This is a genomic window from Micromonospora sp. NPDC002296, assembly GCF_040296145.1.
GTDB lineage: Bacteria > Actinomycetota > Actinomycetes > Mycobacteriales > Micromonosporaceae > Micromonospora.
In genome coordinates this window covers 67,110-81,451 of record NZ_JBEOWQ010000016.1, presented here as the reverse complement: position 1 = coordinate 81,451, position 14,342 = coordinate 67,110, and the positions used below count along the sequence as shown (strand labels likewise).

14 protein-coding genes and 3 tRNA genes are annotated in these 14,342 nt (G+C 75.4%); 9 read left to right on the top strand and 8 right to left on the bottom strand.

Annotated features, from left to right (window positions below; genetic code table 11):
- Positions 1–205: 205 nt before the first annotated feature.
- From ABT023_RS15315 to ABT023_RS15305, 3 genes are all read right to left on the bottom strand, one after another.
- A tRNA-Val gene (locus ABT023_RS15315) sits at positions 206–280 on the bottom strand.
- A gap of 14 nt (positions 281–294) precedes the next feature.
- A tRNA-Cys gene (locus tag ABT023_RS15310) sits at positions 295–365 on the bottom strand.
- Between the two features lie 37 nt (positions 366–402).
- A tRNA-Gly gene (locus ABT023_RS15305) sits at positions 403–475 on the bottom strand.
- A 440-nt stretch (positions 476–915) separates the two neighbouring features.
- On the opposite strand from ABT023_RS15305, the gene ABT023_RS15300 reads away from it, so the two are divergent.
- Positions 916–1,587, top strand: a complete 672-nt coding sequence (locus tag ABT023_RS15300) for a TetR/AcrR family transcriptional regulator (protein ID WP_350885717.1) — start codon at positions 916–918, stop codon at positions 1,585–1,587.
- A 147-nt stretch (positions 1,588–1,734) separates the two neighbouring features.
- Here the strand turns inward: ABT023_RS15300 and ABT023_RS15295 are convergent, their stop codons facing one another.
- Positions 1,735–3,027 carry an alkane 1-monooxygenase gene (locus ABT023_RS15295; protein WP_350885715.1) on the bottom strand — a complete coding sequence of 431 codons (1,293 nt, stop codon included), beginning with the start codon at positions 3,025–3,027 and terminating at the stop codon, positions 1,735–1,737.
- Positions 3,028–3,224: 197 nt separating this feature from the next.
- Between ABT023_RS15295 and ABT023_RS15290 the strand changes: the two genes are divergently transcribed.
- The 4 genes from ABT023_RS15290 (at position 3,225) to ABT023_RS15275 (ending at position 6,966) form a co-directional block, all read left to right on the top strand.
- The gene (locus tag ABT023_RS15290; protein ID WP_350885714.1) at positions 3,225–3,893 is read left to right on the top strand and encodes a class I SAM-dependent methyltransferase; all 669 of its coding nucleotides are present in this window, start codon (positions 3,225–3,227) and stop codon (positions 3,891–3,893) included.
- A gap of 9 nt (positions 3,894–3,902) precedes the next feature.
- Positions 3,903–5,066, top strand: coding sequence for a cytochrome P450 (locus ABT023_RS15285; RefSeq protein ID WP_502890681.1), 1,164 nt, complete (start codon positions 3,903–3,905; stop codon positions 5,064–5,066).
- 143 nt (positions 5,067–5,209) lie between these two features.
- Positions 5,210–6,169: an ABC transporter ATP-binding protein gene (locus ABT023_RS15280; RefSeq protein WP_350885712.1), complete on the top strand. Its 960-nt coding sequence runs from the start codon at positions 5,210–5,212 to the stop codon at positions 6,167–6,169.
- Entirely contained in the window at positions 6,166–6,966 is an 801-nt protein-coding gene (locus tag ABT023_RS15275; RefSeq protein ID WP_350885710.1) for an ABC transporter permease subunit, read from the top strand. The genes ABT023_RS15280 and ABT023_RS15275 overlap by 4 nt, the downstream gene beginning before the upstream one ends.
- Before the next feature lie 3 nt (positions 6,967–6,969).
- Here ABT023_RS15275 and ABT023_RS15270 read toward each other — a convergent pair whose 3' ends face one another.
- The 4 genes from ABT023_RS15270 to ABT023_RS15255 all read right to left on the bottom strand — a co-directional run bounded on the left by ABT023_RS15270 (position 6,970) and on the right by ABT023_RS15255 (position 11,253).
- Positions 6,970–7,659: a response regulator transcription factor gene (locus tag ABT023_RS15270; RefSeq protein ID WP_350885708.1), complete on the bottom strand. Its 690-nt coding sequence runs from the start codon at positions 7,657–7,659 to the stop codon at positions 6,970–6,972.
- Positions 7,659–9,224, bottom strand: coding sequence for a sensor histidine kinase (locus ABT023_RS15265; RefSeq protein WP_350885706.1), 1,566 nt, complete (start codon positions 9,222–9,224; stop codon positions 7,659–7,661). Before ABT023_RS15265 ends, ABT023_RS15270 begins: the two co-directional genes overlap by 1 nt.
- Before the next feature lie 145 nt (positions 9,225–9,369).
- Positions 9,370–10,074, bottom strand: coding sequence for a dethiobiotin synthase (bioD, locus tag ABT023_RS15260; RefSeq protein ID WP_350885796.1), 705 nt, complete (start codon positions 10,072–10,074; stop codon positions 9,370–9,372).
- 42 nt (positions 10,075–10,116) lie between these two features.
- The gene (locus ABT023_RS15255; RefSeq protein ID WP_350885704.1) at positions 10,117–11,253 is read right to left on the bottom strand and encodes an 8-amino-7-oxononanoate synthase; all 1,137 of its coding nucleotides are present in this window, start codon (positions 11,251–11,253) and stop codon (positions 10,117–10,119) included.
- 224 nt (positions 11,254–11,477) lie between these two features.
- Here ABT023_RS15255 and bioB point away from each other — a divergent pair, with 224 nt between their 5' ends.
- The 4 genes from bioB (at position 11,478) to ABT023_RS15235 (ending at position 14,296) form a co-directional block, all read left to right on the top strand.
- Positions 11,478–12,473: a biotin synthase BioB gene (gene bioB / locus ABT023_RS15250; protein ID WP_350885702.1), complete on the top strand. Its 996-nt coding sequence runs from the start codon at positions 11,478–11,480 to the stop codon at positions 12,471–12,473.
- 11 nt (positions 12,474–12,484) lie between these two features.
- A complete protein-coding gene (gene bsaP, locus ABT023_RS15245; protein WP_350885700.1) occupies positions 12,485–12,676 on the top strand; it encodes a biotin synthase auxiliary protein BsaP in 192 nt (63 codons plus the stop codon).
- 5 nt (positions 12,677–12,681) lie between these two features.
- Positions 12,682–13,194 (top strand): GNAT family N-acetyltransferase, encoded by a 513-nt coding sequence (locus ABT023_RS15240; RefSeq protein WP_350885698.1) that lies wholly within the window; start codon positions 12,682–12,684, stop codon positions 13,192–13,194.
- A gap of 142 nt (positions 13,195–13,336) precedes the next feature.
- Positions 13,337–14,296 (top strand): putative endonuclease domain-containing protein, encoded by a 960-nt coding sequence (locus ABT023_RS15235; RefSeq protein ID WP_350885696.1) that lies wholly within the window; start codon positions 13,337–13,339, stop codon positions 14,294–14,296.
- Positions 14,297–14,342 lie beyond the last annotated feature (46 nt).

The window sequence follows — 14,342 nt, the reverse complement described above, 5'->3', positions numbered from 1 at the left end:
AGCGGAACAGCGCCCTAGCCACCACCGCCGACGCCGCCCGTGGAACGACCGGCTGACGGAGGCGATCGCTCCAGGGCGGTGGCCACGATCCCTTGGCCGCGCCTCGCGTAACACGATCCCTTGGCCGCGCCTCGCGTAAACGGCCCGGACAGCAGTCGACCCGTTACCGGAACTCCGGTAACGGGTCGCTCAGCCTGTCAACTACTGGTGGGCGATACTGGGTTTGAACCAGTGACCTCTTCCGTGTCAAGGAAGCGCGCTCCCACTGCGCCAATCGCCCTCGTCAACTTGCCGAGGTGGAGACGGGATTTGAACCCGTGTAGACGGCTTTGCAGGCCGTTGCCTCGCCTCTCGGCCACTCCACCACCGAGGTTGCCCCCGACATGCATGGCGGCAGCTCCGAGCGGACGACGGGATTCGAACCCGCGACCCTCACCTTGGCAAGGTGATGCGCTACCAGCTGCGCTACGTCCGCTTGTCTCCGGCGTTAACCGGTGACGGATGAGAACTTTAGCCGAGTCCGGGAACGGTTGCCAACTCGGGGCGTCCCCGGCGCGTCCCGCGCGCGTCCCGCAGCCCCGACCCGACCGCCGCCAGAGCCCCCCGACCCAGCGAGCGAGCCCCCTCCCCCGCACAAGCTCCCCCGCGCAAGACCACGCGAATTCAGGGAATTAGTGGTCTAGCAGGTCGTCGAGACCACTGATTCCCTGAATCAGTGGTCTCGACCGGGCTCAAGGAGCGGTGCGCGGGCGTGCGAGACGGGGAGCCCGGCGCGTAGGCTTCCTAGGAACCTGGATAGGAGCACTTGGGGCATGCCTGGCAAGAGGGAAAAACTGTCCGTCTTCCGACTCTCTTGGTGTGAATCAGCCGCAGCGGTAACTGTTTGTGCACGAACGGATAGGTTACGGTAGCGGCGTGACGAGACGTGCCGCCGAGATCCGCCTGGATGCCCTGTTGCGCACGGCCTGTGACGTGATCACGGAACGAGGGCTGGCCAACACCCGCACGGCCGACGTGGCGCAGGCCGCCGGGGTCAGCCAGGCGCTGGTCTTCTACCACTTCGCCACCAAGGAACGGCTCCTCGCCCAGGCCTTCGAGTACGCGGTGGAACAGGACCTCGCCCGGCTCGACGCCGTGGTCCGGTCGTCCGGCTCCCCCCTGGCCAAACTCCGCAGGATGCTCAAGCTCTACACCCCGACCGGACGGTCGACCTCCTGGCCGATGTGGATCGACGGCTGGTCGGAGTCCCTGCGTGCCCCGGAGCTGGAAAAGCTCTCCCGCCGGCTGGACCTGCGCTGGCGGGAGGATCTCGCGGCGGTGATCAGCGACGGGGTGCGCGAGGGCACCTTCGAGTGCGCCGACCCGGCCGGCGCAGCCTGGCGGATCAACGCGGTGATGGACGGCCTCGCCGTTCAGTTCGCGGTCCACGAACGGGTGATCTCCCGCCGCCAGTTCGCCGAGTGGATCCGGCTGGCAACCGCCCGCGAGCTGGGGCTGGACCCGGCCCAGCTCGACTGGTCCGCCCCGGCGCAGGAGCGTTCCCGCCGGGCCGGACAGCCCCAACCACAGCCCGACGGCGTGGGCTGACCGGCCTGATGGCCGGCGCCGACCGCACACCGCAGCCCCGACGGCCGTGGGCTGACCACCCCGCAGCCCGTGGCAGCCATGGGCTGACTGCCGACGAGAGGACCGACCGACCGGCGCAAGCCCGCCCGGACGGCACGACGCGGGCGGTCAGCGGGGGCTAGGCGTGGACGCGGGGGTGCCAGGAGCGCCGGGGGCGCCGGGGGCACCGGGGGCACCAGGGGCACCAGGGGCACCAGGGGCACCAGGGGCACCGGGGGCCTGCTGGCCCAGGCGTTTCCGCAGCCGGGCCCCGGCCGGTGGGTGGACGTTGGCCAGATCCAGTTCGCCGCCGTAGTGGGCGAGCACCCGGTGGTCCATCACCCGCCGCCACACGGGCGGCACCAGGGCGGCGACGATCATGGTGGCGTACCCGGCGGGAAGCTGCGGCGAGGAGCTGAAGCTGCGCAGCGTCTGGTAGCGGCGCAGCGGGTTGGCGTGGTGGTCGCTGTGCCGCTGGAGCTGGAAGAGGAAGACGTTGGTGACCGTCCGGTCGCTGTTCCAGCTGTGCCGGGGATCGACCTTCTCGTACCGGCCGGCCCGGGTGTGCTGCCGAGCCAGGCCGTAGTGCTCCAGGTAGTTGACCACCTCCAGCAGAGAGAACCCGAGGACGCCCTGAAGCAGCAGGAAGGGCAGTACGCCCGACCCGAACGCGGCGACCAGGACGACGAACAGGACGACGGTCATCGCCCAGGCGTTGAGGATGTCGTTGCGGTACGTCCACGGGCTGCGGCCCCGGATGCGGAACCGGGCCGTCTCCAGCCGCCAGGCCGACCGCAGGCCGCCCCAGACGGTACGCGGCCAGAACGCGTAGAAGCTCTCCCCGAGCCGGGAGCTGGCCGGGTCCGGCGGGGTGGCGACCCGGACGTGGTGGCCCCGGTTGTGCTCGACGTAGAAGTGCCCGTACCCGGTCGGGGCGAGGGCCACCTTGGACAGCCAGCGCTCCAGCCACTCCCGCTTGTGACCCAACTCGTGGGCGGTGTTGATGGCGATGCCGTCGACCACGCCGAGGGTGGCGACCAGCCCGGCCGCGCCGAACGGGTGCAGGTCGCCCGAGACCCAGAGCGCGCAGCCGAGGACCAGGCCGCCGTACTGGGCGGGAAGGTAGAGGTAGGTGAGCCAACGGTAGTAGCCGTCCCGGGCCAGGGCCGGCACCGCCTCCTCCGGCGGGTTGCGCCGGTCGTCGCCGATCAGCAGGTCGACCACGGGGATCACGCCGAAGACCGCCACCGGGGTGAGCCACCAGGCCCACGATCCCGCCCCACCTCGCCAGGCCAACCAGGCCAGGAAGGGCAGCGCCGGCACCATCAGCGCGAGCGGCCAGAGCGGCCTGCGCGGGTCGCGCCAGGCGCCGGGGAGGGCTGGCGCTGCGGGCGGGACTGTCGATTCGGCACGCGCGGCCATCGCCGACCTCCGATCTCCCGGGTACGCCCCGACTGTGGCACGGGGCACCCTCTTTTACAAGAGATGAGCTTTTGTAAAATCGACGTCTGTAGCTATGTTGGTCCGATCGGTGCTCCCACGTCGACGGGCGGCCGTCGAGCACGGGCGGCGGCCGGCCCCGACCGGCGGCGGCCGGGCCGGCCGGGGAGAATCGGCGTGTGTCCGAACTCTCCACAGCCTTCGTGAAGCTGCACGCGCGGCTCGCCCCGGTGACCTTCGTCCCCGAGGTCCTCCTGCACCAGGCCGACGAGCCGATCGGGCTGTGGGAGCTCACCGAGGGCGAGTTCCGCAGCTCCCAGCCGCCGCCGTTCTGGGCGTTCGCCTGGGCCGGCGGGCAGGGACTCGCCCGGTATGTCACCGACCACCCCGAGCTGGTCGCCGGCCGCCGGGTGCTCGACCTCGCGTCCGGCTCCGGCCTGGTCGCCATCGCCGCCGCCCGCGCCGGCGCGACGGCCGTGCGCGCAGTCGAGGTCGACGAGCGCGCAGTGGCCGCGGTCGCCCTCAACGCCAGGGCCAACGGGGTACGCGTCGACGCCGAGCTGGGCGACATCCTCGACGGCGACGCCGCCGACGCCGAGGTGGTGCTCGCCGGGGATGTCTTCTACAGCGAGGCGATGGCCCGGCGGATGCTGCGCTTCCTGCTCCGGGCCGCCCGGGCCGGCGCCCTGGTGCTGGTCGGCGACCCGGGCCGGGCGTTCCTGCCCCGGGAGCGGTTCCGCGAGCTGGCCGCCTACGACGTGCCGGTGCCGGAGGCGCTGGAGAGCGTACGGGTGAAGCACACCACCGTGTGGGAGCTGGACCCGGCGCCGCCGGGGGCCGCCCGCTAGGTTGACGCCGTGCTGTTCCGGGGGTGGGGGGACGCCGTCGGCGGGCGGTGGCCGGACGTGGCGACGGTCGTCGACCACGTCGGCGTCGTACACCTGGTGGTGACCCGGCACGCGCTGGTCCGGCAGGTGCTCGCCGACCCGGTGACCTTCCGGCCCGACAACGCCCTGGACGCGGTCACCCCGCTGCCGGTGGCCGCCCTGCGGGTGCTCGCCGAGCACCGGTTCAGACTGCCGCCGACCCTGGCGAACAACGGCGGGGCGAGCCACCCGGAGATCCGCGGCATCGTCGCCGACGCACTGCACCCGACCCGGGTCGCCGCGCAGCGGCCCTGGCTGACCGGGCTGGTCCGCGAGCGGGTGGTCCGGCTGCGCGCGGCGCTCGACGGGGGCGTACCGGTCGACCTGTACGCCGACCTCGCCGCGGACCTGCCGCTGTTGGTGCTGGCCCGGCTGGTCGAGCTGCCGGACGCCCCGGTCGGCGCGGTGAAGGAGTTCGCCCGCGCGGCGCTGGAGCTGTTCTGGGCCCCGCTCGACGAGGCGCGGCAGCTGGCGCTCGCCGCCGAGGTGGGCCGCTTCCACACCGTGCTGCGGGGGTTCGCCGCCACCGGGGGCGGCCTCGCCGCCCGGCTGCGGGCCGCCGGGCACCCGCCCGACGTGGTCGTCGGGGCGTTGTTCTTCCTGCTGGTCGCCGGCCAGGAGACCACCTCGCAGTTCCTCACCCTGCTGCTGCACCGGCTGACCGGCGAGCCGGCGGTGCGCGCCGGGCTGCGCGACGGCAGCGTCGCGGTCGCCGACGTGGTCGAGGAAGGGCTGCGGCTGGAGCCGCCCATCGTCACCTGGCGGCGGGTGGCCGCCGTGGACGCCACGCTGGGCGGGACGACGGTGCCGGCGGGAACCGGCATGGTGCTCTGGCTGGCCCGCGCCGGCCGGGACCCGGACGTGGTGCCGGCCCCGGACGAGTTCCGCCCGGGGCAGCGCGGCTCCCGCCGGCACCTGGCATTCGGGGCGGGGGCGCACCGCTGCGTCGGCGCCCAGTTGGCCCGGCTGGAGGCCGCCGTGGTGGTCGCCGAGGCCGCGCCGCTGCTCGACGGGGTGCGCGTGGTCCGCCCGCCCTGGTACCCGGACAACCTGACCTTCCGGATGCCGGACGCCTTCGTGGTCGCCCGCCCCTGACCGCCCCCGCGAGCCGCCCCACCGGCGGGCCGGGCTGGCCGGCGGACGACCGGAAGCCGGCGCGGCGGACCTGACGAAGGTGGGGGTGGGTCGTCGCCGATCGGCAGCAGCGGGCGGGCCGCCCGGATCCCTACCGTCGATCCATGATCACACTACGTGGCCTGACCAAACGGTTCGGCCCCACGACCGCCGTCGACGACCTGACCGTCGACATCGCACCCGGCCGGGTCACCGGGTTCCTCGGCCCGAACGGCGCGGGCAAGTCCACCACCATGCGGATGATCCTCGGTCTGGACCGGCCCACCGCCGGCCGCGCCCTGATCGACGGCCGGCCGTACCGGGAGCTGCGGCACCCGCTGCACACCGTCGGCGCGCTGCTGGACGCCGGGGCGATCCACCCCGCCCGGCCCGGGCGTGCCCACCTGCTGGCCACCGCGCGCAGCAACGGCATCGGCCGCCGCCGGGTCGACGAGGTGCTGGCCCTGGTCGGCCTGGACGACCGGGCCGCCGCGAAGCCCGGCCGGACCCTCTCCCTCGGCATGGGTCAGCGACTCGGCATCGCCGGGGCGCTGCTCGGCGACCCGCCGGTCCTGCTGTTCGACGAGCCGGTCAACGGTCTCGACCCGGACGGGGTGCGCTGGATCCGGCAGCTCACCCGCTCGCTCGCCACGCAGGGCCGGACGGTGCTGGTCTCCAGCCACCTGATGAGCGAGATGCAGCAGACCGCCGACCACCTCGTGGTGATCGGCCGGGGCCGGCTCATCGCCGACGCCCCCACCGCCGAGGTGATCGCGGGCGGCTCCGCCGCCGCCTCGGTGCGGGTACGCGGCCCGCAGCCGGCCGGCCTGACGGCGCTGGCCCGGCGGCTGGCCGGCGACGGAGGCGTCGTCGAGGCCGACGGACCGCACGGGCTGACCGTCACCGGGCTGACCGCCGACCGGGTCGGCGACCTCGCGTACGAGCTGGGGGTGGCCCTGCACGAGCTGACCCCGGTGGCCGCGTCGCTGGAGCAGGCATTCATGGCGCTCACCGACGGCAGCGTCGAGTACGCCGCCACCCCGGCCGGCTCCCCCACCACCCACCACCGGATCGAGGCCCGATGAACGCGCAGCCCGCCACCCGCACCGCACCGACCGTCGGCCCGTTCGCCGGGGCGGTCGCCGCCGAGTGGACCAAGCTGTGGTCGGTGCGATCCACCTGGTGGACGCTGCTGTCGGCGGTGCTGCTGACGGCCGCCGCCGCCGGCCAGCTCGCCATCTACGCCGCCAACGCCAACACCAACGACGACCCGGCCGACGACCGGGGGATGGTCACCCTCGGCAGCGTCGTCATCGATTCCCTGGAACTCACCCAGTACGCCGTGCTGGCCATCGGCCTGCTCGCGGTCACCGCCGAGTTCGGCGCCGGCACGCTGCGGACCACCCTGCGCTGCACACCGTCGCGCGGTCGCGTACTGCTGGCGAAGGCCGCGGTGAGCGGGGCGGTGACCTTCGGGTCGGGGCTGCTGCTCGGCGGGGTCGGCGCGCTGGTCGCCGGCGCGGTGCTCGGCGAGTGGGGTGACGCCCCGCTCGGCGGCACGGTCCGCGACGTGCTGGCGTCGGCGGGCTACCTGGCGCTGGTCGGGGTGCTGGCGCTCGGCCTCGGCGCGGTGCTGCGCAGCGCGGTGCTGACGGTGATCGTCCTGATCGCGGTGCTGATGATCGTGCCACTGTCGCTCCAGGAGCCGGGCATCGCCGTGCTGACCCGGATCGCCGACGGCTTCCCGGGCGTCGCCGGGGGACACTTCCTCGCCGGGGACGCCGACCCGTACCCGCCGGTGGTGGGGCTGCTGCTGCTCGCGGGCTGGGCCGCCGCCGCGCTGGCCGCCGGCCGGGCCGCCCTGCGCCACCGCGACGCCTGAGGATCACGTCCCGACGAGGCCCGCCTCGTGGGCGAGGATCGCCGCCTGCACCCGGTTACGCACCTCCAGGCGGGTGAAGATGCTGGTCAGATAGCTCTTCACGGTGCCCTCGACGAGGTGCAGGCGGCGGGCGATCTCGGCGTTGGACAGGCCCGCGCCGACCAGTGCGAGCACCTCCCGCTCCCGGTCGGTCAGCCCGGCGGTGCGGTCCCGGGCCGCCGGGCGGCGGGCCATCCGGGCCCCGTTCAGTTCGATCACCCGCCGGGCGATCCGCGGCGACAGGTACGCCCCGCCGCCGGCCACCGCCCGCACCCCGGCGATCAGCTCCCGCGGGTCGCCGGCCTTGAGCAGGAAGCCGCTCGCGCCGTGCCCGAGCGCCCGGGCCACGTGGTCGTCCTCGCCGAAGGTGGTGAGCATGACCGTGGCCGTGCCCGGCGCCAGCCGGCGGATCTCGGCGGCGGCGGCCAGCCCGTCCAGGCGGGGCATCCTGATGTCCAGCAGCGCCACGTCCGGCCGGTGCGCCCGGACCAGCTCGACGGCCGCCGCGCCGTCGCCGGCCTCGCCGACCACCTCGATGCCGGGGTCCGCGCCGAGGATCGCCCGGACCCCGGCCCGGATCATCGCCTCGTCGTCGGCCAGCACAACCCGCACCGGCCGGGCTTCCTCCGGCGCGTCGTCCCATCGGTCCGTCATCAGTCGATCCGCTCCTTGCCCACGAGTCGCCCGTCCGAGAAGCAGAGCCGCCAGGTGGCCTGCGCGAGCGGGAAGTTGCCGTCGGTGTAGTACTCGCAGCCGGGGCGTGCCCCGGCCGGCGGCTCCGCCTGGCGGCGCGGCAGGCCGGTCAACTCCTGCCGGGCAGCGCCCAGCGGCAGCCGGTCGAAAGCCACGGCGTCGAGGACCGCGCCCGCCGTGGCGAACGGGTAGTAGACCAGGGTCAGCACCAGCCCGAGGACCACCGGGGCGCCGAGCGCCGCGACCAGGCTCCGCCGGACCCGGCGACGGGCCTCGCGCAGCCGCCGCTCCGCCTCCGCCGGCCGCCCCTCGACCGGCTGTCCCTCCGCCGGCTGTCCGACCGGCTGTGCCGGTGGGGAATCGAGCGGCGGGGTGGGCGCGAGTGGGAGGCGGGCCAGCACGGTGAAGCCGCCCGCCGCCCCCGGGCCTGCGGTCAGCGTGCCGCCGGCCAGGCGTACCCGCTCCCGGAGGGCGAGCAGGCCCGAGCCGCTGGACGGCGGGCCGGGCAGCGGGCCGGCCGGCGGCGGGGCGTTGGCCACGCCGACCTCGACCCGGCCGCCGAGGCGGGCCAGGGTGACGGTGACCGGTGCGCCGGGGGCGTACCGGGCGGCGTTGGTCAACGCCTCCCGGACCACCCGGTGCGCCGCGTGCCCGGCCATCGCGGGCAGGTCGAGGGGATCGCCGTCCAGCCGCACCGCCATCCCCGCCTCCCGGGCCCGGTCGACCAACTCCGCGACGCTCTCCCCGGCCGGCAGGGTGGACGCCGCGCCGGTGCCCTCCTCCCGCAGCACTCCGATGATCTCGTGCAGCCGCTCGGTGGCACCGGCGACGCTGGCACGCAGTTCCCCGGCAGCCGTCCGGTGCCGGGGCGGCAGGTCGTCGGCGAGTTCGAGGGCGGCGGCGCGCAGCGCGATCAGGCTCAGCTCGTGGCCGAGGGAGTCGTGCATCTCCTGGGCGATCCGGGCCCGCTCCCGCAGCCGGATCCGCTCGGCCGCACCGCGCCGCTCCCGGGCCACCGCCTCGGCGTGCCGGTCCCCCGCCACCCCCAGCTCCCGCTGCTGCCGCCGGTACCGGCCGACCAGCCACGGGAACACCCCGGCGAAGACCAGCACCGAGGCGAGCAGGAACCAGGTGGCGGCACCGGTGCCGAGCAGTCCCACGTTCAGGATGGTGCCCCCGGCGGCGATCACCCCGAACACCGCCGCGGCGGGGGTCGTCCCGGGGCTGCGCCGTCCGGCCAGGTAGCTGAACACGGGGATGGCGAAGACGAAGTTGCCGTCGAGCAGGGAACCGAGCACGACCAGCACCAACGCGGGCAGCGGCCGACGGTGGCCCAGCCGGACGGCGACGGCGAGCAGCAGCAGGGTGCCGAGCCCGAGCGGGACGGTGTCCGTTTCGTACGGCGGAGTGAGCCGGGCGAAGCCGATCGGCGCCGCTACCACCGCCCAGAGCAGCCCGTCCCGCAGGAACCCGCGCCGCCCGCCCCGGACGCCGCCACGCCACCGTTCCCACCGCCCCCACCGCATGGCGGCCAGGCTACCGACGCTGGTCGGGCCCGGACACCGACGAAAGTCAGCGGGCCGCCCGCCGGGCCGTGGCCGCCCGCCGGGCCGTGGCCGCCCGCCGGGCCGTGGCCGCCCGCCGGGCCGTGGCCGCCCGCCGGGCCGGTGGTCAGCCGCTGTCCTCGGCCCAGGCGCGCCAGTCGTCGAGCACCCCGTACAGCGCCGGGGTGAGCCAGCCCGGGGCGGACCGGCGGAACACCCCCGGGTCCATCGCCCCGGCGCCCGCAGGAAGCGCGCCGAACAGGTTGGGCACCAGGTCGGTCAGGTTCGCCCAGTGCACCAGCTCCGGCGTCGCCGGCCAGGCGCCGATCACCACTCCGGCCGGCACCGCGCGCCGCTGGAGCGCCTCGAGGGTCAGCGCGGTGTGGTTGAGGGTGCCCAGCCCGGCGCGGGCAACCACCACGGCGGGGGCACCGAGCGCCACCGCCAGGTCGGCCACCGTCCAGGGCTCCCCCGAGGGACGCAGCCCCATCGGTACGAGCAGCCCGCCGGCCCCCTCGATCAGCACCAGGTCGTGCTTGTCGGCCTCCTCACGGACGGCGTCGACTACGTCGTACAGCTCCAGCGGCGCCAGCCGCGCCACCCGGGCGGCGGCGAGCGGGGCGAGCGGGTCGGGGTAGCTGGCCAGGGTCCGGCCGGTGAGCGGGGCGGCCAGCCGGGTCACCGAGTCGACGTCGCCCGGGTCGCCGGTGGCCGTACCCGTCTGCCCGGGCTTGACCACGGCGACCCGCAGGCCGGCAGCCTGCGCGGCGGCCGTAACCGCCGCGGTCACCACCGTCTTGCCGACCTCGGTGTCGGTGCCGGTGACCAGCACCGGCCCGGTCCACGCCCCGCTCACGACGTCACCTCCACCCGGTCACGGGGCACACTCCACGATCACGTCGAGGGCCCGTTCGAAGTCCGCCCGGGGCACCCCGGCGCTGATCGTCAGCCGCAGCCGGGACCGGCTGTCCGGGGTGGACGGCGGGCGGAAGCAGCCGACGGCCACCCCCCGGTCGGCGCAGCCGGCGGCCCAGGCGGTCGCCGCCTCCGGGCCCGGGGCCGTCACCGACACCACGGCGGCGTCCGGCGCGGAGACGGTCAGCCCGGCGGCGCGCAGCCGGCGTACGGTCTCCGCGGCCCGCTCGGCCAGCTCGGCGCGCAGGTCGTCGCCGGCGCGGGCCAGGTCCAGCGCGGCGCGGACCCCGGCGGCCACGGCCGGCGGCAGGGCGGTGTCGAAGATGAAGGTCCGGCCGGTCTCCACCAGGTGCCGGACGAACTCGGCCGGCCCGGCGACCACGCCCCCCGCGCCGCCCAGCGCCTTGGACAGGGTCGCGGTGACCACCACGTCCGGCTCGCCGGCCAGCCCGGCGGCGGCCACCCCGCCCGCGCCGGCCGGGCCCGTGACGCCGAGCGCGTGCGCGTCGTCGACCAGCAGCAGGGCGCCGTGCCGGCGGGCCACGGCGTGCAGCTCCGCCAGCGGGGCGAGGTCGCCGTCGACGGAGAAGACCGACTCGGTGACCACCACGGCCGGGCGGCCGGGCGCGGCGGCCAGCGCGGCGGCCACCGCCGCCGGGTCGGCGTGCGGGGTGACCACGGTCTCCGCGCCGGAGATCCGGCAGCCGTCGATCAGCGAGGCGTGGTTGTGGGCGTCCGAGACGAGCAGGGTACGCGGCTGCGCCAGCGCCCGGACCGCGCCGAGGTTGGCCAGGTAACCGGAGGAGAAGACCAGGCTGCCGTCGGTGCCGAGCCAGTCCGCGAGGGCGGCCTCCAGCCCGTGGTGCACGTCGGTGGACCCGCGTACCAGCCGGGAGCCGGTCGCGCCCAGCCCGTACGCCGCGAGGGCCCGCCCGGCCGCGGCGGTGACCTCGGGGTGGGTGGCCAGGCCGAGGTAGTCGTTGCCGGCGAGGTCGACCAGGGCGTCGCCGGCGGCCCGGGGGCGCAGCCGACGGGTCAGTCCCGCCTTTGCCCGCAGCTCGGCACGGCGGTGCAGCACCGCCAGCCAGTCCGCCACGCCACGCTCCCCACGTCCGCCGATCCCGGCCGTCCGCCACGGCCGCCTACGCCCGGGCGAAGCTACCACCCGGGGCCCGCCGCCCGGCGTGGCGCGGCCCCGGCACGCGGGACCGCCGGTGGTCCCGGGCGGGGTCGCACGGGAGCGGGCAGGGGGTGGTCGGGAACCACCTGGGCGTGGTCGGGCGCTTCTCCGGGCCCGGAGGGCCTTGTAGGGTACGAGCCATGCCAGAGATCCTCGACCAGGCCCGAGAGCAGGTGCTGGAGAACGGCGTCGGCCTCGACGAGGCCGGTGTCCTCGCCGTGCTGAACCTGACCGACGAGCACCTCCCCGCCGCCCTCCAGCTCGCGCACGAGGTGCGGATGCGCTGGTGCGGGCCGGAGGTCGAGGTCGAGGGCATCGTCTCGCTGAAGACCGGCGGCTGCCCGGAGGACTGCCACTTCTGCTCGCAGTCCGGGCTGTTCACCTCGCCGGTCCGCTCGGTCCTGCTGGACATCCCCTCCCTGGTGAAGGCGGCGAAGCAGACCGCGGCGACCGGGGCGACCGAGTTCTGCATCGTGGCCGCCGTGCGCGGCCCCGACGCCCGGCTGATGAAGCAGCTGCGCGAGGGCGTCGCCGCGATCCGGGCCGAGGTCGACATCCAGGTCGCCGCGTCGCTCGGCATGCTGAGCCAGGAGCAGGTCGACGAGCTGGTCGACATGGGCGTGCACCGCTACAACCACAACCTGGAGACCTGCCGCTCCTACTTCCCGAACGTCGTCACCACCCACTCCTGGGAGGAGCGGTGGGAGACGCTGAGGATGGTCCGCGAGTCCGGCATGGAGGTCTGCTGCGGCGGCATCCTCGGCCTCGGCGAGACGGTGGAGCAGCGCGCGGAGTTCGCCGCGCAGCTCGCCGCGCTGGACCCGCACGAGGTCCCGCTGAACTTCCTCAACCCGCGCCCGGGCACCCCGCTGGGCGACCGTCCGGTGGTCGAGGGCAAGGACGCGCTGCGCGCCATCGCCGCGTTCCGGCTGGCCATGCCGCGCACCATCCTGCGGTACGCGGGCGGCCGGGAGCTCACTCTCGGCGACCTGGGCACCCGGGAGGGCCTGCTCGGCGGCATCAACGCGGTCATCGTCGGCAACTACCTGACCACGCTGGGCCGGCCGGCGACCGACGACCTGGCGCTGCTGGACGACCTGAAGATGCCGGTCAAGGCCCTCTCCGCGACGCTGTGACGCCGACGCCGATGACCACGACGCGGGTGTGGTGCGACCGGTGCGGGGAGCCGGCGGACGCCGGGGGCCACCCGGCGTGCCGGGCGGCCCGCGAGCTGGAGCCGCCCCGGTTCTGCGCGCACTGCCGACGGCGGATGAAGGTGCAGGTGCTGCCGGTGGGTTGGGCGGCGGTCTGCGTCGAGCACGGCGAGCTGCGGGGCTGAGCGCGGTGCCGACGCTGAGGGGCAGGGCGGTCACGCTTCGACCGGCGACGGACGCCGACGTGCCGGTCCTCGCGGCGATCCGGTCCACGCCCGAGGTGCGACGCTGGTGGCGCGGCGGCGACGACCTGACCGGGGCCGTGCGCGCCGACCTGGCCGACGACGTGCTGACCGTGTACGCGATCGAGCACGACGGCCGGGTCGTCGGCGCCATCCAGTGGTACGCCGAGAGCGACCCCGACTACCGGCACGCCAGCCTCGACCTCTTCCTCGACCCGGAGGTACGCGGCAGCGGGCTGGGCGGGGACGCCGTCCGCACCCTGGCCCGGCACCTGATCGACGACCACGGCCACCATCGGCTCACCATCGACCCGGCGGCGGCCAACACCCCCGCGATCCGCGCGTACGCGAAGGTGGGCTTCCGCCCGGTCGGGGTGCTGCGCCGCTACGAGCGCGGCGAGGACGGCCGCTGGCACGACGGCCTGCTGATGGACCTCCTCGCCGGCGACCTGGCCGACTGATCCTGCGCTTCCCCGCCTGGCTCGTCTGGTTCTTGGACACCTGCTGTTCCCCGGCGACGGTAGGTGTCCAAGAACCGGACGGGAACACCCCGCACGGCCGGACGGGGCGGACGGATGGGCGCGGGGCGGGCAGGGTCACGGGATGGTGCTCACGATTCCCGACGACGGCGAGGACCCGCTGGGCTGGCTGGCGTTCGCGCAGTCCGGCGTCCTCACCACCGCCCAGGCGACGGGCCTGCTCGGCCCCGGCGTCGTCCGGGGGCGGGTCCGATCCGGCCGGTGGCGCTCGGTCTGCCGGGGCGTCCTGCTCACCGGCAGCGGCCGGCTGACCCGGGACCAGCAGCTGTGGGTGGCGGTGCTCGCCACCGGCCCCCGCTCGGTGTTGGCCGGGGCCACCGCGGCGGCCGAGGCCGGTGTCCGGGGGCTGCGACGGGAGCCGCTGCACGTCCTGGTGCCGGCGACCCGTCGGGCCGGCCGGACGGTGCTGCGGCGGCTGCCGGTCGACATGGCGGCGGTAGTGGTGCACCGCACGTCGGTGCTGCCACGGGCGCATCTCCAGCTCGCCCGGCCACCCCGGACGACGACGGCCCGCGCCCTGGTCGACGCCGCTGGCTGGGCGCGCACCGTCGACGAGGCCCAGGCGGTGCTGGCCGCCGGCTGTCAGCAGCGGCGGGTGTCGCCGGAGGAGATTCGGGCGGTGGTCGACGTGCTCCCCCGGGCCCACCGGCGTCACCTCGTCCGCCGGACCGTCGACGACATCGCCGGGGGCGCGGAGGCCCTGTCGGAGATCGATTTCCTGCGGCTGTGCCGGCGGCACGGCCTGCCCCGACCGGATCTCCAGCACCGGCGCACCGACGCGGGCGGGCGGACCCGCTGGCTGGACGCGTACTGGCGCGAGTGGGGGGTGCACGTGGAGATCGACGGCGCGCATCACATGGACGTACGCGAGTGGGCCGCCGACATGCGGCGACAGAACGACGTGTGGACGGCGGGCGACCGGATCCTGCGCTTACCCGCCTGGCTCGTCCGCGCCCGCCCCGACGAGGTCGCGGCCACCCTCCGCCGCGCCCTGCTGGCGGCGGGCTGGCGCCCCGCTACATGAATCTTGGACGGTTGCCGTCCCGTGGGAACTGTCATGTCCCGTGGGA